The organism is Micromonospora sp. S-DT3-3-22 (genome assembly GCF_015354745.1).
Lineage (GTDB): Bacteria > Actinomycetota > Actinomycetes > Mycobacteriales > Micromonosporaceae > Micromonospora > Micromonospora wenchangensis.
Map to the genome: position 1 here is coordinate 15,326 of NZ_JACGMO010000019.1, position 17,822 is coordinate 33,147.

Sequence of the window (17,822 nt, forward strand, 5' to 3'; positions counted from 1 at the left end):
CGACGCCGTCCACCACGACGGTCGGCCCCGGGGGCTACCGCCGGGTAGCCTGCGGGCGTAGCGTCGCGGTCGTGGAACAGGACGTGCTGGGGCCGCCGTACGAGCGGCAGACGATCGACCTGGGCACCGACGACGAGGGTCCGGTGGTCGCGACGCTGGTCCGGCGGCGCGCCGACCGCCCGACCGGCCGCGCGGTGCTCTACGTGCACGGCTTCGTCGACTACTTCTTCCAGACCCACCTGGCCGACTTCTACGCCGAGCGCGGCTGGGACTTCTACGCCCTCGACCTGCGCAAGTACGGCCGCAGCCTGCTACCCCACCAGACCCCGAACTTCTGCCGCGACCTGAGCGACTACTTCCCCGAGCTGGACGCCGCCGCGAAGATCATCCGGGACGAGGACGGGCACGACACCCTGCTCGCCATGGGCCACTCCACCGGCGGCCTGATCATCTCGCTCTGGGCACACGCCCGCCGCGACGCCGCAGCCGTCGACGGGCTCGTCCTGAACAGCCCCTTCTTCGACCTCAACGCCCCCTGGCTGGTCCGTCGACCCCTCGCGGCCGCCGTCTCCCGACTGGGCCGTCACGCGCCGCACCGCATCCTCCCCTTCGGCCTGGGCACCGTGTACGGCGAGAGCCTGCACGCCGACCATCGCGGCGAGTGGACGTACGACCTGGCCTGGAAGCCGCTCGCCGGGTTCCCCGTCCGGGCCGGCTGGCTGGCCGCCATCCGCACCGCCCAACGGCAGCTCCGCGCCGGACTGGACATTCCCGTCCCCGTGCTGGTGGCCTGCTCGACCCGGAGTTTCCGGGGCACCCGCTGGCACGACTCGGCGGCCCTGGCCGACGCCGTGCTGGACGTGGAGCACATGGTCCGCTGGGCGCCCCGGCTCGGCCGGCACGTGACCGTGGCCCGCTTCGACGGCGGCAAGCACGACCTGGTCCTCTCCGGCCCCGCCGTACGCGAGCGGGTCCTCACCGAGGTCGGCCGGTGGGCCGAGGCGTTCCTCGGTGCCGGCCCGACGCCTCCCGCCTCGTCCGGGCCGGCGGCCGGGGCCGTGCCCCAACCACGTCCCGCCCACTCCCCATGATCGACTCACCTGAGCCGACGTAGCGGCATACGACATCGGGCTCGACTCATCTGAGCCGATGTAGCGGTAACCGGCAGACGGGGACACCGCCACATCGCCACCCTTGAGTCGATCAAGCCGGCGGGTCGGCAGGTGGAGGGGCGGCGGTCAGGAGGCGGGCAGGGCGGCGAGCACGCGATCGAGGGTCGCCACCGGGTGTCCGCCTCCGGACGCGTCGTCGCCGGGCAGGAGCACGCCGAGACAGCACAGGCCGATCTCCCCGGCGGCGTCGGGACGTACCCCGAAGACGGGAGCGCCGACGTAGCCGGTGGGGAGCGCGGCGGTGACCCGCAGCCGGTCGCCGTCGCGGACGGCCCGCTCGACGGCGACCTCCAACGGTCGACTGCCGTCACCGCCGAGGCCGAGGGCCAGCACGATCGCGGTGACCGGCCCGATACCGAACGCGGCGAGATCGTCCGCCGTGACGGCCACCGCGGCGGGCACCGGCTGCACCCGCCACCGCCAGCCCTGCCCGGCGGCGTACCCGTGCAGCTCGCCGGTGGGCAGGGCCGCCACGCCGAGCCGCGCGTCCCGGCGCCAACCGGCGGACAGATCCGCCAGCGGCAGCGAAACGCCGGCCACACCGGCCGGCTCGGTGACACTCGGCCGCAGGCCGAGCCGCTGCGCCCGCCCGGCGACCACGTCCGCGGTCAGCAGGAGATCGCCGGCCGGATGGCCGAGGAAGAAGGCGGTGCCCGGGTCGCCGGCCGTGTCGACCGGCAGGATGGCCCGGCCCAGGAGCTGGCACAGCTCGTAGGCGACCTCGTCTTCGGCGTCGGGTTCCAGCAGCACGGACCCGAGGGTACGGCCCGCCGCGCCGGACGGAAGAGGGGTGCCCGGATCGGGCGTGCCGTGGGACGCTGATCACGCGTGTCCGGATGCGACCCGTTCCGCCGTACGGCGGGGGGTCGGCGGTACCCTCTTGGCGCGACACGTACGCCGCGCGCCCGTAGCTCAGCGGATAGAGCAGGGGACTTCTAATCCCAAGGCCGCAGGTTCGAATCCTGCCGGGCGCACCCACGCCGACCCACACAACGGCTCACCCCACCCGATCCACCAACCGTGACGGATCAGTCACGACAGGTTGTCGGCCAGCGGGCAAGCGCATATCCAGGACCTGGGAATGACCTTGTTCACCATCCATCAACATTGATCCATGTCACGCAGATCGTTTGGATGGATACGCACTGTCAACCGGCAGTGTCCGCCACCCACCGAGGAGCATCCTTGCCCCGGTCCCCGTTCCGGACCCGCCGGCCGCGCACCCTCGCCGCCGTCGCCGCCACCACCCTGGCCACCGCCCTCGCGGTGCTCTCCGCCCCGACCCCGGCCCTGGCCTGGGGGCCCGGCACCGAGCCGGCCCAGCCGTACGCGCAGCCGAGCATGCCCACGGTGCCCAAGCGCGGCTGCCAGTCCACCGTCGCCGACCCGGCCGCGCCGACCGGGGCGACCCCCGCCGTCCAGGTGATCTACGCCTGGCACGACGGCGTCGGCAACAACTACGAGGCCAACGTCGAGTACATCGCCAAGGTGGTGGACCGGATCGACTGGGCGCTCGACGAGTCGACCAACTACGACCAGCACTACAACTTCAGCTGCCGCACCGGCTACGACACCAGCACGTACGCCGGCTACGCCCGCGCCCTGGTCGCGCCCGAGAAGATCGACGCCGGGGCGAACCCGAACACCCCCGCCAGTACGGTCCGCAGCGACCTGGTCTCCGCCGGATACCAGGACAGCAACCGGATCTACCTGGTGTTCACCGATTTCGCCTCGAACTCCGACGCCTACCAGTGCCCGTCCGGCGGCAACTCCAGCGGCGTGCACTGCTCGGCGGTGACCGAGTCGTGGACGACCGGCGTCGCCGGCCACGAGTTGCTGCACGTGCTCGGCGCCGGGCACGCCTGGATGGCCGAGACGGGGGCCTCCTACGTGCCGGACATCATGTACGGCTGGTGGGACAACTGGAACACCGATCCGGGGTTCCGCAGCTACTACGACCCGAGTGAGCTGTCGGCCAGCTTCTACCTCGACCCGAGCCCGTCGACGGCGAAGGTGAACGTGGCGAACCACCCGATGCTGACCGCCCCGGTCTGCTGCGACGTCGGCGCGAACAACGACCTGCTCACCGCCGAACAGCGCACGGTCGAGGCCGCCACCCCGAGCAGCAGCACGTCGACGTTCACCTCGTCGGGCGGCTGGCACCAGGTGACGCCCGCCTGCGGCGTCTCGACGAACTCCTGCACCTACTTCGACGGCCGCCGGTCGGTCCAGTTCAACACCTACACCGGGCCGTCCAACACGTCGTCGATCTCGCTGACGAACCGGGCAACGGTCACCGCCGGCCGGACGTACAAGCTGTTCACCCGGTTGCGCAGCGGCACGGCGGTGAACACCCAACTCCAGCTCGCCTGGTACAACTCGGGCGGCACCCTGTTGTCGACCAGCACCGGAGCGACCGACACGCTCGCCGGCAACTGGCTGGAGTACCGGACGACGGCCACCGCCCCGGCGAACGCGGCCAGCGTGCGGCTCACCGTGAACGTGCCGGCGCAGTCCACCACCGGCAACCAGGCCATCAACCTGGACAGCCTCCAGCTCAACGACTGCACGGCGAACACCGGCGGCACCTGCCGCTACGACACCTGAGCCACCGGCGTGGTGCGGGCGGACGAGGGACGCCCGCACCACGCCCCGCCTCCACCGCTCCCCCGGCGACAGGCCGCCGAGCCCCGACGGCCGGCCGACAACACAAGACCGACACCCGACGACAGGCCGACGACACCCGACGGGGCAGCACACCGGCGCAGGCCGTTCACCGCGCCGGTCGGCGTAGGCCGGCGAGGACGAGGGTGATCACCCCGTCCGCGTCGGGTCGGTAGGCCGGGTGGCCGTAGGCCGCGCAGATGCCCTGGAGGGCCATCATGACCGCGCCGGCCCCCACGTCGTCGCGGATCTTCCCGGCCCGGACGGCGGCGGCCAGCAGGTCGGTGACGGCCCGGCCGAGGGCCTCGGCGCCCTCGGCGAGCGCGCCCGAGCGGGCGGCCATCAGCGTGGACAGGGTGCGGGCGAGGCCCTCGTGGTCGTGCAGGTGGGCCACGAATCCGCGCAGGAAGGACTCCAGCGCCTCGTCGGCGGACAGGGTGGTCTGCGCCTCGCGGGCCCGGTCGCACATGGCGGCGAGTTCTTCCCGGTAGACCGCCTCGGCCAGGGCTTCCCGGGTGGGGAAGTGGCGGTAGAGCGTGCCGGTGCCGACGCCGGCCAGCTTGGCGAAGTCGTCGAAGCGCAGGTCGTAGCGACCCTCGGCGAACAGTTCGCGGGCCTTGGCGAGCAGGGCGTCGCGGTTGCGGCGGGCGTCGGCACGCAGGGGCTTGGCGTCGGTCATGTGGGGCCTCGCGTTGACAAGTGGAGACTGTCTCCATATTTTGGAAGTGGAGATGGTCTCCAATTGTAGCTGGTGAGGTGCGCGTGAAGATCTTGATGTTCGGCCGGGGCGTGATCAGCGCGACGTACGGGTGGGCCCTGGAACGGGCCGGGCACCACGTGGAGTTCTACGTCCGCCCGGGGCGGGCGGCGGCGTACGGGGAGGCGATCGACCTCGACCTGCTCGACGCCCGGCGGCGGCCCTGGGGCCGGCGGGTCGCCGAGAAGTGGCCGGTGCGCTACCGCGAATCGTTGGAGCCGGACCACGACTTCGACCTGATCGTGCTGAGCGTGCAGCACTACGGCTTCGCCGAGGCTGCCGCCTTCCTCGGGCCACGGGTGGGCGGGGCCACGGTCCTCGTCTTCAACAACCTGTGGCAGGAGCCGCTGACCGCGACCGCGCACCTGCCCGCCGACCAGGTGGCCTGGGGCTTCCCCGGGGCCGGCGGCGGCTTCGGCGACGACGGCGTGCTGCGCGCGTCCCTGCTGCCCGTGGTCTTCCTCGGCACGCTCGACCGGCCGCCGACCGAGCGCGAGCGGGCCGTGCGTCAGGTGTTCCGGGCGGCCGGGTTCCGGGTCCGGGAGAACGCCGACTTCCGTGGCTGGCTGTCGGTCCACTTCGCCCAGAACGCCGGCCTGCACACCCAGAGCCTGCGGCGGGGCACACTGTCCAACCTGACCACCGGTGACCTCCGCGAGGCGATCCTCGCCACCCGCGAGCTGCTGCCGCTGGTCGAGGCGCGCGGCGTCGACCTGCGGCGGCACCGCGCCGAGCTGCTCCCCTTCACCGCACCCCTCTGGCTGGCGGCACCGGCCATGTCCTGGCTGATGGGGCATTTCCCGCCGATGCGCCGGGTGACGCAGGCGCACGCCAACCCCGAGGAGCTGCGCGCGGTCTGCCGCGACACCCTGGCCGAGGCACGCCGGCTGGGCATCCGGGTCCCCCGGCTGGAGGCGGCCGAACCCTACTTCGCCGCCACCACGACGCCCTGACCCGTCACCCCCTACCGGCCGCGTCCCGTCCGCCGCCCGCCGGCCGGCGCTCGGGCGACGCACCTGCCGCACCCCGCTCACCGCCCGCCGGCGGCACCCCGGCCGGCCGGGGCCCCTGCCGCATGTTCGGCGTCACCCCCGCCCGGCCCGGCGCGCGCGGCACCGGCGCGGGCCGCACCGTCGCCAACCCCGCCGGCCGTACGAAGATCGAGCGCCGGACCACCGCGTCCCCCTTGGCGTCGAGCTGGTAGACGTCGAGCCAGCACCATCCGTCGTAGGTGATCCAGTCGAGCACCCGGATGACCCGGCACCTGATCGGCCTGACGAACTGCACACTGGCCGCCCGGCCCACGTCCACCAGGTCGCCCGCCTTCGGCAGCGGCGCGCTCACCGCCGCCCCCAGACGTGCCGGAACCTGCGCCACTCCCTGATCCGGTGCCGGGCGGCCTCCACCACCGGGCAGAACCCGGCCTCGGCACACCTCCCGCACCGCCGGTGCCGGTGCCGGTCCAGGCAGTCCCACGCCAGCCGGACCAGCAGCGGCATCTCGCGGCGGGCCGTCACGACGCCACCCCGGGCCGGCCTCCGCGCTCGCAGGTGGCACACATCGGGTGTCCTTTCCGGAAATAGCGCCGCCCCGCCCGCGCGCTATTCGCAACGAGCGGGACAGCGGGCTATTGTCGACGCCTTTCTCCACGCCCAGATCACCGTCCGGCGATTCACACAGTGCGACACGACCGACACCTTGCGCAACACCTCACCCTCCCCCTAATGTCGGGTCGATTTGACGCGCGAGGAACGGAGGAGAGAAATGGCGGAGGGGAAACAATTGTTGTTGCATCAGGGGTGCGGTGATGTTGCATGACGGAGGAAACAAGCGGTTCCACCGTCCCCCGGCGGCAGCTCGGCCGGCTGCTCACCCAGCTCCGTGAGGATGCCTCGGTCTCCCTGGACAGCGCGGCCGAGGGGCTGGACTGCTCCCGGCAGAAGGTGTGGCGCATCGAGAAGGGCCTAGTGCCGGTGCGGGTGGTGGACGCCCGCGCCATGTGCGCGATGTACCGGGTGCCGGAGGAAATGACGTCCATCGTCGCCGGGCTCGCCCGGGAGACCCGCGCCAAGGGGTGGTGGCATTCCTACGGCGACGTGGTCCCGTCCTGGTTCTCGCTCTACGTCGGCCTCGAATCGTCGGCGTCGACGCTGCGTCAATACGATGCGGAACTGATCCCGGGCCTGCTCCAGACCCGCGAGTACGCGGCAGAACTGTTCCGCCGCAAGAATCCCACCATGAGCCCGGCGGAGCGCGAAAAGCTCGTCGAGGTACGGATGCAGCGCCAGCACGTCCTGACCCGCCGGCTGCCCAGCGCGCCCACCCTCAAGGTGGTGCTGAGCGAGGCGGTGCTGCGGCGCACCCTCCCCGACCGGCAGGCGATGGCCGGGCAGCTGCGGCACCTGCTCGACATGGCCACCCTGCCCAACGTGAGCCTGCGCGTCCTGCCGTTCACCGCCGGCCCGCCGCTGGCCAGCGAGACGGGCACCTTCGTCCTGCTGGACTTCCCGCAGGCGTTCGGGCGGGCATCGACGGAGCCGACTACCGTCTACCTGGAGAACATCACCGGCGCGCTCTATCTGGACAAGCCGGCGGAGGTCGCCGCCTACGACCGCGTCTGGGCCGACCTGGAGACGCTCGCGGCCGACGAGGCGGCAACAGAGAAAATCATCCGGGCGATCATCGAGGAGCGAGCATGACTGACCTGGCCGGGGCCGTCTGGCGCAAGAGCACCCGCAGCGGCGGGAGCGGCGGCAACTGCGTCGAGGTGGCCGACAACCTGCCCGGCCCGATCGGCGTACGGGACAGCAAGGACCAGTCCGGCCCGGCGTTACGGTTCCACCCGGCCGCCTGGTCCACCTTCGTCCGCGCGGTACCTCGCGGACCGCGCTGAACCCCGCCGGGGCTGCCCGCCCGGGTGGGCGGCCCCGACGTCCCACGTCGGCGGCACGGCGTTGCCCGGAGAACGTCGGGGCCGCCCGCTACCGTGCTGCCCATGAGTGACACGGAAACCGCGAACCGCCTGCCCACGGCCGAGGAGGAGGCCCGGTTCTGGGGTCTGGTGGAGGCCGCCTGGGAGCGGCTCGGCCCCGAGCCGGCCGCGCTGCGCCGGGCGCTGCTCACCCGCGACCGGGCCGCCGACGACGACAGCGTGTACGCGATCGACGGCTGGCTGGACGCCTTCCTCGACCAGTTGGGCCAACTCTGCGCCGACCTGTCCGGCCCCGAGCTGACCGACCTGGACCGGGTCACCGAGCGCAAGCTGTACGACATCGACCGGGCCGACGTGCACGCGGTGATCGACGGTTCCGACGACGGTTTCCTCTATGGCCGGGGTCACGTGCTGGCGCTGGGGCGGGAGTTCTACGAGGCGGTCCGGGCCGACCCGACCTGGGCGTTGCCCGACGGCTACCTCCAGGGCATGGGCTACTTCTTCGCCCGGCTGCACCGGCAGCGCTTCGGCGAGTCGCCCCGGACCGGCTCCGGCATCTCCCGGGAGTCGTGCACCAACCCGACCGGCTGGGCCGGCCGGTGAGCCGCCCGGCTGCCGGTGGTCTGGCACCCGGGTACGGCGGATCGACACGCCGCACACCAAAGGTAAACAGTTAGGGCAGCTCATGCTATTCTCCGGCTTCGATGCACCGCCGAGCAGACCCGGACGGGTCACCGCCCGAAGGACGCCCTCCCCCCGATGTCGGCCCTACCCGCTCCGACCTCGTCACCGTCGTTACTGGAGCGGCCGGCCGGTGGCGCGCTCCAACTCATCTTCACCACCCTGCCGGCGCTGCTGCGGCTGAGCTGCGGGCTGTTCGGTGCGGTGACCGCGCTCGCGGTGCGTACCCCACCGGTGCGGGTGCCGCTGCTGCTGGCCGCCGTGGCCGCGCTCACCGGCTGGTCACTGTGGTACGCGGCGCGGGCCCTGCGGGTCGGCATCGGCCCGGGACTCGTCGCCGGGGACGTCACGTTCACCGTCGCGGCGAGCCTGCTGGCCCCGCTGCTGGTCGCCCCGGAGGTGCTGCCCGGCGAGGGTAGCTGGCTCGCCGTGTTGGCCAGCACCACCGTGATCAACGCGCAGGCCACCGCGCCGGCCCGCTGGTCGGTGCCGGCGGGCCTGCTGGTCACCGCCGGCTACGCGGCCGGCACCTCGGCCGCCGGCAACACCGTCGAGGCCGGTGCGCACGCGGCGACCCTGCTCATGCAGACGGCCTGCGCGGCGATGATGGCGGCGGTGATGCGTCGCTGGATCGGCCGGGCCGACACCGCCTTCGCCGACTTCCAGCGCCTGCGCCGGGACGTGGTGCTGGCCCGGACGGCCCGCGAGGTGGAACGGCGGCAGAACCGGGACCTGCACGACACCGTCCTGGCCACGCTCACCATGGTCGGGCTGGGCGCCCTGCCGGCCGGCTCGGCGGCGTTACGTGACCGGGCCGCCGCCGACCTGCGTACCCTGGTCCGCCTCGCGCACGCCCGGTCCGCCCCGGCGGGCGAACCGGGCGACGCCGGCCCGGGCGACGTCGACGCCGGCCTGCGCGCGCTGCTCGCCACCCACCCGCAGTTACGGGTGACGGCCACGCTGCCGCCCTGCGCGGCACCGGCGGGGGTGACCGCCGCCCTGGTCGACGCCACCGCCGCCGCCCTGGCCAACGTGGCCCGGCACGCGCCGGACGCCGCCGTGACCGTCCGGCTGGGCCGCGACCACGGCGGCATCGGGGTCGAGGTGGTCGACGACGGTCCCGGTTTCGACCCGGCCACCGTCCCCCTGCACCGGTACGGGGTACGCGAGTCGATCCGGGGCAGGATGGCCGAGGTCGGTGGCCGGGCGGTGGTGACTTCCGCCCCTGGCGTGGGCACCCGGATCAGGCTGGAGTGGCCGCATGTCGACTGAGCTGAGCGCGACCGCGCCGGCCCGCGTACCCCCGCCGACAGTGCGGCCGACGGGCCCGGCGGGGTCCGACGCCGTGGCGGTGCCCGACAGCCCGGCGGTGGACGTGGGCCGGGCCTCGGACCGGGGGGCCCGGATCGCGGCGGTGGCCATCGCCCTGGTGTGGCACTTCGCGATCGGGCTGCCGGCGCTGCTCGGCGCCTGGCCCACGCTGGCCGCCCCCACGGTGGTCGCGGCGGGCTGGCTGGCCGCCTGCGCCATCGGCGGGTACGCCGCGCACCGGTTGCTGCACGGCCTGCTGCCACCGGCGCTGCCGCTGGCGGCGGCCCTGCTGACGGTCGACGCGGCGGTCTTCGCGGCGGCCGGCCGGGAGCAGCTCTTCGCCGCCGCGAACTGGGCGTGGACGGGGCTGGCCTGGTTCCTCGTGGTGGTGCTGTGGGGTCGCCGGATCCGCTGGATGATCGTCCTGCTGGCCGGGCACGCGGTGATCGCGCTCGCCGCGCTGGTCGGTGACGGGGCGACCGCCCCCGCCGACCTGACCCGCTACGCGATGTACGTCTACGGCACCTCGTCGCTGCCGGTGGCGGTCTTCACCGGTGCGGCGGTGATCGCCACCCTCGCCCGGGAACGCGCCGACACCGCCACCGCGACCCTCGCCGTCCGCGCCGAACGGGACGCCGCCGAACGGGCCTGGGCGGACCGGCGGGCCCGGCTCGCGCTGGTCGGCGGGGCCGCCGAGCAGGTGCTGGCGGAACTGGCCGACGGTCGCGCCGACCCGGGCGACCCGTTCGTGCAACGGCGGTGCGTGCTCGCCGCGACCCGGCTGCGTCGCCTGATCGCCGAGTCCGACGACGTGCCGGACCCGCTGCTGCACGAGTTGCGGGCCGCCGCCGACCTGGCCGAACGCAACGGGCTGCCGATCGAGCTGATCGCCATCGGCACGCCACCGCCCCTGCCGGTGGAGGTCCGTCGACGGCTGGCCGACCCGCTGGCCGCCGCCCTGGCCGATGCCACCGGTTGGGCCCGGCTGACCGTGGTGGCCGGCCCCGACGAGGTGGCGGTCAGTCTGGTCACCCCGGACGGACAGGGCCCGGGGGCGGCCGATCCGCCGACCACCCGGGCCGGCGACGACGACCAGGTGGAACACGTACATGAGCGGGACGGGGAGATCAGGTGGACGCAGACCCGATGGCGCAGGCCATGAGCGGGGAGCGCCCGGTCGGTGTGTCGATCGTCGACGACCATCCGGTGGTGATCGACGGTGTGCGGGCCTGGCTGTCCACCGAGCCCCGGCTGCGGGTGCTCGCCACCGGCGACGACCCGGATCTGGTGCTGCGGACCGCCCCGGAGGCCGACGTGATCCTGCTGGATCTGCGGCTGCGCGGGCGGATGGTGCTGGACAAGCTGGCCGAGCTGAGCGCCGACGGTCGGCGGGTGGTGGTCTACTCCGAGCACACCGACCCGGCGACCATGCTCGCCGCGCTCGACGCCGGGGCGACCGCGTTCCTGGCCAAGCACGAGGGGCGGGAACACTGCGTGGCCACGGTGCTGGCCGCCGCCAGCGACCGCCCCTACGTGCCGCCGGCCCTGGCCGGGGCGATGGTGGGCGATCCGCGCCCGGACCGTCCGGCCCTGTCGGACAAGGAGCGGGAAGCGCTGCTGCTGTGGTTCCAGTCGATGTCGAAGGCGTCGGTGGCCCGCCGGATGCAGATCAGCGAGCACACCGTCAAACAATATGTGGACCGGGCCCGGATCAAGTACACCCGGGCGGGTAGACCGGCCGCCACGAAGGCGGCGTTACTGGCCCGGGCGATCGAGGACGGTCTCATCCGGCCGGAGGAGATCGGCATCTACCGGTCACAGGCGTCGTACGACCGGCCGACCCCCTAACGGGTGTCATGACAGCCCGTCACGACTCGGCGAGGCTGGACGCCAGAAGACCACTGCGCGGGGGAGGTCGTGACGATGCGCGAGAACATGTCCCCGTTCTTCATCGCACCGCACCGGTTCGATGCGCCGGAGGACGATTCCGCTCCCGTGCTCGACCGGCGTTACGAACTCGTCCCGGAACCCGGCGAACGGGTGCTCGGCCGGTACCCGACGTCGGTGGCCGGCTGCCTGATCAGCCCGACCGGCGCCCGGCGGCACTGGGTGCTCCCCGCCCCCGCCTCGATCACCGTCACCGACCGCCGACTCGCCTACGTCTGCCTCGCCGGTGACCTGGCCCTGGTCGCCGGGAAGATCGACGCGACGGGGGTCCGGCACCGCCGCAACGTCCGGCTGCCGCGCCTGGTCAGCGGGCAGGTCCGCTGGCAGTGGCCGTCCCGGTTGGAGCTGCGTACCACCGGCCGGCCCACCGCACAGGGCACCGCCGAGGCGGAACTGCTGGTGGTCTGCGACGCGCTGCGGACGATCCAGCAGCCGGCCCTGGCGCTGGGCGGCGCGGTGGGCCCGGTGACCGAGCTGGCCCGGCTGATCCGCCGGACGGTGGCCTGCTTCCGGGTCACCCACCCCGAACTGGTGGAACTGGCACCGCCGGAGCGGGACGTGCTCATCCGCCGGGCGACCGCCCCGCCGCTGACCGGTGAGGCGCGGGTGACCCTGCCGGGGTCGCTGCCGGTGGAGTTCCTCTCCCGCGACGACTACTACCGGGTCCCCGAGCGCGCCGGTCAGGACGCGGTCGGCAGCTGACCCCACCCTGACCGACCTGGGCTGAGCTGACCTGGGCTGATCTGGCCCGGGTGTGGCCTGGCCCGGGTGTGGCCTGTCTGGGCCTGGTCTGGCCCATCTGCCTGGCCTGGCCGGACGGCCGGTAGGTATACCTCTCAGCGTCCTTTCGACCTGATGACGTTGACGAATCGCCGACGGTGGTCGCCCCCCGGGTACCGGACCGGTGGGCGGCGGTTGCATCGCAGGTCGTCAGTGGTGGGGGCGTAATCGGCTTCACCACAGAGGCCGAGCCACCGCGTCGACCGACCCGGCCGAGCCAGACCAGCCAGCCGCGTCGACCGACCCGACCGAGCCAGACCAGCCAGCCGCGTGGACCAACCCGGCCGAGTCAGACCAGCCGGCCGCGTCGACCAACCCGGCCGGATCGGGACCAGCCGGCCACGCCGATCGGGTCGGCCGGTCGGACCGGATACGTCTGACTCGCTGACGTCGTCAGCTCGAAAGGACGCGAACCCACCACCCTCTCCCCCGACCTTCCGGCCTCCGTCCACCCGAAAAGTCCGCACCGCCCCCGCCCCCGGCAGCGGCAGCGGCAGCGGCAGCGGCAGCGGCAGCGGCAGCGGCAGCGAATAGGAGTCACGAGGGAAGGGGACCGGCGGTCAGGATGCGGTGGAGCGGCGGGGGCGGCGGTCCAGTTCGGCGGCCTCCTGGGGGGTGGGCGCGGTGCCGCCCAGGTGCGCCGGCTGCCACCAGGAGTCGTCCGGGCCGGCCGGCTTGTCGGGGTACTCCTGCTGGGCCCGGTCGACCAGCGCGGTCAGCCGGGTCTTCAGCTCCGCCGTCATCGTGTTGGCGTCCGGGTACGCGCCCGGGTCCATCGGCTCGCCCAGCAGGATGGTGATCGGGGTGTGCCGCCGGGTCAGCGTCTTCGGCCGACCCTTGGTCCAGAGCCGCTGGGTCCCCCACAGCGCCACCGGCACCAGCGGCACCTCCGCTGCCTGCGCCATCCGGGCCGCCCCGCTCTTCAACTCCTTCACCGTGAACGAGCGACTGATCGTCGCCTCGGGGAAGACGCCCACCACCTCGCCGCGCCGCAACGCGTCCACCGCCGTGTTGTACGAGCCGACCCCCGCCGCGCGGTTCACCGGGATGTGCTTCATGCCGCGCATCAGCGGGCCGGACACCTTGTGCGCGAAGACGTCGTGCTTGGCCATGAACCGCACCAGCCGCCGGGACGCGTGCGCCCCGTACCCGCAGAAGATGAAATCGAGGTAGCTCACGTGGTTGCTGGCCAGCACCGCCCCGCCGGTACGCGGGACGTGCTGGTTGCCGTCCACGGTCAGGCGCAGGTCGAGGACCCGGAACAGCGTCTTGGCAGCGGCAATCACGGGCGGGTACACGAGTTCCGGCATCCGGTTACTTTACCCCGCGTAGGTTACGGAACCGTAGGGCGGAGCCGACGCACCGTGGCGTGTGCCGCCGCCGCTCACTCGGCCAGTTTGTGCCGGTCGAACCGGCCCCGGGCGAAGGCGTCCACCCGTCCCCAGCGACCCGGGATGTCCAGCACCTCGATCCGGCCCATCCCCACCGGCAGCACCGGCTCCACCGCCAGGTGCCCCTCGTGCGGCTCCAGCCCGAGCATGGTGCGCAACAGCAGCAGCGGGGCCCCCGTCGACCAGGCCTGCGGGCTGCACGCCGTCGGGTACTCGACCGGGAACTTGGTCTGCTCCCGGGGGTAACCGCCGAACGCCTCGGGCAGCCGCCCGTCGAAGTAGGTGGCCGCGTCGAGAATGCCGTTGGCGATGATGGCGGCCTCCTCGGCGAAGCCGTACCGCCGCAGGCCCCAGGCGATGAAGGAGTTGTCGAACGGCCAGATCGTGCCGTTGTGGTAGCCGATCGGGTTGTACCGCACCTCCCCCTCGGCGAGGGTCCGCACGCCCCACCCGGTGAACAGCCGGGGCCCGACCATGTGCCGGGCGATCTTCTCGGCCCGGTCGTGGTCGACGATCCCGCTCCACAGCAGGTGCCCGATGTTGGAGCTGAGCACGTCGCACTGCCGGCCGTCCGGGTCCAGGGCCAGCGCGTAGAACTCCCCGTCGGCCACCCACCAGTCCCGGTTGAAGCGCTCCTTCAGGGCCGCGGCCTCCTGCTCCAGCCGGTCGGCGAAGGCCGGGTCACCCCAGAACTCCCGGGCCATCCGGGCCGCCCGCAGCTTGGCGTCGTACGCGTACCCCTGCACCTCGCAGGTGGCCCGGGGGAACGGCGGCAGGCTGCCGTCGGCGTACGAGATGGAGTCCCAGGAGTCCTTCCAGCACTGGTTCTCCAGGCCGGTCTCGGTGTTGCGCCGCTCGTACCAGATGTAGCCGTTGCCGGCCAGGTCGGCGTACTCGTCGATCCACTTCAGCGCCGCCCGGCACTCCCGTTCCAACTCCTTGACCAGGGCGACGTCACCGCTCCACCGCTCGTACTCGTCGAGCAGGACCACGAACAGCGGGGTGGCGTCCACCGAACCGTAGTACGGCGAGTGCGGCTGCTCCTCGAAGGCGGCCGTCTCGCCGTAGCGCATCTCGTGCAGGATGCGGCCCGGGTCCTCGTCGCGGAAGTCGTCGAACCGGCTGCCCTGAAGCGACGCCAGGATGCGCAGCGTGGTCTTGGACAGCTCGGGGGCGAACGGCAACACCTGGAGGCAGGTCAGGATGCTGTCCCGGCCGAACATGGTCATGAACCAGGGCAGGCCGGCGGCGGGCAGGGTCTGGCCGCCCAGCGACAGCGGCGCGAACCGCAGCGCCGCCAGGTCGATCAGGCTGCGCCGGTAGGTGGCGGCCACCCGGTCGTGCTCGCTGTTGACCTTGGGGGCCTTGGCGATCCACTCCTGGAGGTCGTGCTGGAGGGCGAGCCGTTCGTGGCCGTGTACCGTCACCCCGAGCCGCAGGTCACGCCCCCCGGGGCCGACCGCGAAGGTCTGCACGTCGATCTCGGCGTCCCACTGCTCGTTGGGCTCCAGGTGCACCGAGTACGCGAACCCGTTGCGGTCGTAGCGGGCCGGCCGGGACGACGAGATGACCGTCTCCCGCACGAAGTTGCCCCGCCGGTAGCCCAGCCGCAGCCGGTCGGATTCGACCTCGGCGTACAACTCGCCCTTCTTGTTGAGGATCTCGTCCTTGACCTGGAAGAGGTCGGCGAAGTCGGCCCCGGCGTCCATCCGGATCTCCAGGTCGACCGCCTTCTCGTCGTGGTTCAGGATGGTCAGCTTCTCGCGGAAGCTGCCGCCGACAGCCCGTTCCCGGATGATCGACAGCTTGGCGTCGACGTAGTGGGTGGCCATCCCGGGCACCAGGAAGAACCGTGCCTCGTAGTACTGGAGGTCGTCGTAGGACAGCGCGTTGAGCCGTTCCCCGTTGATGGTCAGCACCCAGCGGGACAGGAACCGCATGTCCAGGGAGAACAGGCCGGTCGGCTCGGTCGGCGTCGCCTCGATGTCACCGGTCTCCTCCGAGACGACGAACGTGTTGCCGTCCAGGATCCGGATCGTGTTGCTCTGTCCCATCACCGCACCTCCCGATGGTGGAGCCGGCGCGGCCCCTGCGCGTCCGGGGAACCGGGGAAGATCCGTTCGATCTGCACCACCAGCCGGGCGTCACCGGTGACCGTCATGTCGCCGCGCAGCACCGCCGCCAGGCCGTTCTCCCGCCCGGCGGCCATCTCCTCGAACAGCTCCGGCGTGGTGCCGATGACCGTGTCGGCCTCCCGGTCCTCCTGGCTGACCGTGAGCTTCCCCCGGTCCACCCGGAGCAGCCAGTGGGTGGTCTGCGCCCCCTCGTGCAGATCGAAGCGCAGCGTCCCGGCCGCCTTGTTCAGCAGCGGCTCGTGATCCCGCCGGTTCAGGCTCTCGAAGAACCTCGTGGTCGCGTCCACCATCGGGCCCTCTCCCCCGTCGTCGCATCGACCTGCCGGTACCCGCACGGGGTCCCCGCACCGCCCGGTGTCAACCTCGCCCGGATCGGGTGAGCACGACCGGCGCACACGACGACGCCGGCCCCCGGGAGGTCCCGGAGGCCGGCGTCGGACGGGGCGGACGTCAGTTGTTGGGGTCGTCGGCGCTGATGTCGGCGAGCACCGACTGGGGTTCCCGTTCCACCGCGAGGTCACCCATCGACACCAGGCCCACCAGCCGGCCGTCGTCGACCACCGGCAGCCGGCGTACGGCGTAGGTGCGCATCAGGTCCGCGGCGGCGACCGCGTCGTCGTACTGGCTGACCGTGATCACGTCCCGGCTGGTGATCTCCCGTAGCCGGGTGCGGTTCGGGTCGAGATCCTCGGCCACCCCCCGGACGGTGATGTCCCGGTCCGTCACGATCCCCACCACGTCGTCACCATTGGTCACCACCACGTCGCCGATGGCGCTGTCCCGCATCTCCTGCGCGGCGGCGGCGAGGGTGTCGTTGCCGTCCATCGTCACCAACCGGGTCGTCATGAACTCTCCGACCGTTGTCATGGTGCTCCCCTCTCGGTGTCGGCACGGCGGTCTACCCGCCGGCCCCGAGCAGGTAACACGCCCCTCAGCGCAGCTCGGCGGCGACCAGCTCGGCGAGCTGCACGGCGTTCAGCGCGGCACCCTTACGCAGGTTGTCGTTGGCGCAGAACAGCGCGAGGCCGTGCTCGACGGTCTCGTCGGCGCGCAGCCGGCCGACGTACGTCGGGTCCTGGCCGGCCGCCTGCAACGGCGTCGGGACGTCCGACAGTGCCACCCCCGGCGCACCGTCGAGCAGTTCCCGGGCCCGCTGCGGGGTGATCGGCCGGGCGAACCGGGCGTTGATCTGCAACGAGTGGCCGGTGAACACGGGCACCCGGACGCAGGTGCCGGAAACCTTCAGCTCGGGGATCTCCAGGATCTTGCGGCTCTCGTTGCGCAGCTTCTGCTCCTCGTCGGTCTCGAACGAACCGTCGTCGACGATCGAACCGGCCAGCGGGAGCACGTTGAAGGCGATCGGCCGGGCGAACGAGCGCGGCGCGGGGAACTCGACGGCCGACCCGTCGTGGGTCAGCGCGGTGGCCCCCTCGACGACCTTGCGGACCTGCTCGTCCAGCTCGGCGACACCGGCCAGGCCGGCCCCGGAGACCGCCTGGTAGGTGGCGACGACCAGGCTGACCAGGCCGGCCTCGTCGTGCAGCGGGCGCAGCACCGGCATCGCGGCCATCGTGGTGCAGTTCGGGTTGGCGACGATGCCCTTCGGCCGGTCGGCGAGCGCGTGCGGGTTGACCTCGGCGACGACCAGCGGCACCTGCGGGTCGGTGCGGAACGCCGACGAGTTGTCGATCACCACCGCGCCGGTCGCGGCGACCCGGGGGGCCAGTTCCTTCGCGGTGCCCTTGCCGGCGGAGAACAGCACGATGTCCAGCCCGGAGTAGTCGGCCGTGGCCGCGTCCTCCACGGTGACCTCGCCGTCCCGCCAGGGCAGGGTGCGCCCGGCCGACCGGGCCGAGGCGAACAACCGCACCTGCTCCGCCGGGAACTCGCGTTCCGCCAGCACCTGCCGCATGACCCCACCGACCTGGCCGGTGGCTCCCACAATGCCGATCCTCATGCCCGCGAGGCTACCCAGCCGCAGGCCCACACCGGGAAGCCTTTCCCACCGCCCGGGTCGCCGCCCGCCCGGCCGGTCACCGCCCACGCCGCTCG

General features: G+C 72.7%; 18 protein-coding genes, 1 tRNA gene and 1 pseudogene. 11 read left to right on the top strand and 9 right to left on the bottom strand.

Features of this window, described 5'->3' with window-relative positions:
- Positions 1-71: 71 nt before the first annotated feature.
- A complete protein-coding gene (locus tag H1A17_RS08030) occupies positions 72-1,091 on the top strand; it encodes an alpha/beta hydrolase (protein ID WP_194821527.1) in 1,020 nt (339 codons plus the stop codon).
- Between the two features lie 147 nt (positions 1,092-1,238).
- Here H1A17_RS08030 and H1A17_RS08035 read toward each other — a convergent pair whose 3' ends face one another.
- Positions 1,239-1,922, bottom strand: coding sequence for a hypothetical protein (locus tag H1A17_RS08035; protein WP_194821528.1), 684 nt, complete (start codon positions 1,920-1,922; stop codon positions 1,239-1,241).
- A 151-nt stretch (positions 1,923-2,073) separates the two neighbouring features.
- On the opposite strand from H1A17_RS08035, the gene H1A17_RS08040 reads away from it, so the two are divergent.
- Both H1A17_RS08040 and H1A17_RS08045 read left to right on the top strand, forming a co-directional pair.
- Positions 2,074-2,146: transfer RNA gene (locus tag H1A17_RS08040), tRNA-Arg, on the top strand.
- Between the two features lie 211 nt (positions 2,147-2,357).
- Positions 2,358-3,779 carry a hypothetical protein gene (locus H1A17_RS08045; RefSeq protein ID WP_194821529.1) on the top strand — a complete coding sequence of 474 codons (1,422 nt, stop codon included), beginning with the start codon at positions 2,358-2,360 and terminating at the stop codon, positions 3,777-3,779.
- Positions 3,780-3,945: 166 nt separating this feature from the next.
- Here the strand turns inward: H1A17_RS08045 and H1A17_RS08050 are convergent, their stop codons facing one another.
- Complete coding sequence (locus H1A17_RS08050) at positions 3,946-4,515, bottom strand: TetR/AcrR family transcriptional regulator (RefSeq protein WP_194821530.1); 570 nt, start codon at positions 4,513-4,515, stop codon at positions 3,946-3,948.
- An 83-nt stretch (positions 4,516-4,598) separates the two neighbouring features.
- On the opposite strand from H1A17_RS08050, the gene H1A17_RS08055 reads away from it, so the two are divergent.
- Positions 4,599-5,546, top strand: coding sequence for a ketopantoate reductase family protein (locus H1A17_RS08055; protein ID WP_194821531.1), 948 nt, complete (start codon positions 4,599-4,601; stop codon positions 5,544-5,546).
- A gap of 96 nt (positions 5,547-5,642) precedes the next feature.
- On the opposite strand, the pseudogene H1A17_RS34315 reads toward H1A17_RS08055, so the two are convergent.
- Both H1A17_RS34315 and H1A17_RS08065 read right to left on the bottom strand, forming a co-directional pair.
- A pseudogene (locus H1A17_RS34315) lies at positions 5,643-5,925 on the bottom strand (hypothetical protein); the annotation flags it as partial.
- Between the two features lie 8 nt (positions 5,926-5,933).
- Positions 5,934-6,110 (bottom strand): hypothetical protein, encoded by a 177-nt coding sequence (locus tag H1A17_RS08065; protein WP_194821532.1) that lies wholly within the window; start codon positions 6,108-6,110, stop codon positions 5,934-5,936.
- 297 nt (positions 6,111-6,407) lie between these two features.
- On the opposite strand from H1A17_RS08065, the gene H1A17_RS08070 reads away from it, so the two are divergent.
- The 7 genes from H1A17_RS08070 (at position 6,408) to H1A17_RS08100 (ending at position 12,166) form a co-directional block, all read left to right on the top strand.
- Positions 6,408-7,292, top strand: a complete 885-nt coding sequence (locus tag H1A17_RS08070; RefSeq protein ID WP_194821533.1) for a helix-turn-helix transcriptional regulator — start codon at positions 6,408-6,410, stop codon at positions 7,290-7,292.
- A complete protein-coding gene (locus tag H1A17_RS08075) occupies positions 7,289-7,486 on the top strand; it encodes a DUF397 domain-containing protein (protein ID WP_194821534.1) in 198 nt (65 codons plus the stop codon). Before H1A17_RS08070 ends, H1A17_RS08075 begins: the two co-directional genes overlap by 4 nt.
- Before the next feature lie 102 nt (positions 7,487-7,588).
- Positions 7,589-8,128: a DUF4240 domain-containing protein gene (locus H1A17_RS08080; RefSeq protein WP_194821535.1), complete on the top strand. Its 540-nt coding sequence runs from the start codon at positions 7,589-7,591 to the stop codon at positions 8,126-8,128.
- A 156-nt stretch (positions 8,129-8,284) separates the two neighbouring features.
- Positions 8,285-9,478 (top strand): sensor histidine kinase, encoded by a 1,194-nt coding sequence (locus H1A17_RS08085; protein WP_194821536.1) that lies wholly within the window; start codon positions 8,285-8,287, stop codon positions 9,476-9,478.
- Positions 9,468-10,679, top strand: a complete 1,212-nt coding sequence (locus H1A17_RS08090; protein WP_194821537.1) for a hypothetical protein — start codon at positions 9,468-9,470, stop codon at positions 10,677-10,679. The genes H1A17_RS08085 and H1A17_RS08090 overlap by 11 nt, the downstream gene beginning before the upstream one ends.
- The gene (locus tag H1A17_RS08095) at positions 10,649-11,365 is read left to right on the top strand and encodes a response regulator transcription factor (RefSeq protein ID WP_145921384.1); all 717 of its coding nucleotides are present in this window, start codon (positions 10,649-10,651) and stop codon (positions 11,363-11,365) included. The genes H1A17_RS08090 and H1A17_RS08095 overlap by 31 nt, the downstream gene beginning before the upstream one ends.
- Before the next feature lie 75 nt (positions 11,366-11,440).
- Positions 11,441-12,166, top strand: a complete 726-nt coding sequence (locus H1A17_RS08100) for a hypothetical protein (protein ID WP_145921385.1) — start codon at positions 11,441-11,443, stop codon at positions 12,164-12,166.
- Between the two features lie 638 nt (positions 12,167-12,804).
- On the opposite strand, the gene H1A17_RS08105 is transcribed toward H1A17_RS08100, so the two are convergent.
- The 5 genes from H1A17_RS08105 to H1A17_RS08125 all read right to left on the bottom strand — a co-directional run bounded on the left by H1A17_RS08105 (position 12,805) and on the right by H1A17_RS08125 (position 17,727).
- Entirely contained in the window at positions 12,805-13,554 is a 750-nt protein-coding gene (locus tag H1A17_RS08105) for a 1-acyl-sn-glycerol-3-phosphate acyltransferase (protein WP_145921386.1), read from the bottom strand.
- A 74-nt stretch (positions 13,555-13,628) separates the two neighbouring features.
- A complete protein-coding gene (locus H1A17_RS08110) occupies positions 13,629-15,689 on the bottom strand; it encodes an amylo-alpha-1,6-glucosidase (RefSeq protein ID WP_194821538.1) in 2,061 nt (686 codons plus the stop codon).
- Positions 15,689-16,060: an SCP2 sterol-binding domain-containing protein gene (locus H1A17_RS08115; protein WP_145921388.1), complete on the bottom strand. Its 372-nt coding sequence runs from the start codon at positions 16,058-16,060 to the stop codon at positions 15,689-15,691. Before H1A17_RS08115 ends, H1A17_RS08110 begins: the two co-directional genes overlap by 1 nt.
- A 160-nt stretch (positions 16,061-16,220) precedes the next feature.
- Positions 16,221-16,637, bottom strand: coding sequence for a CBS domain-containing protein (locus H1A17_RS08120; RefSeq protein WP_145921389.1), 417 nt, complete (start codon positions 16,635-16,637; stop codon positions 16,221-16,223).
- Between the two features lie 64 nt (positions 16,638-16,701).
- Positions 16,702-17,727 (bottom strand): aspartate-semialdehyde dehydrogenase, encoded by a 1,026-nt coding sequence (locus H1A17_RS08125; RefSeq protein ID WP_194821539.1) that lies wholly within the window; start codon positions 17,725-17,727, stop codon positions 16,702-16,704.
- Positions 17,728-17,822: the final 95 nt, after the last annotated feature.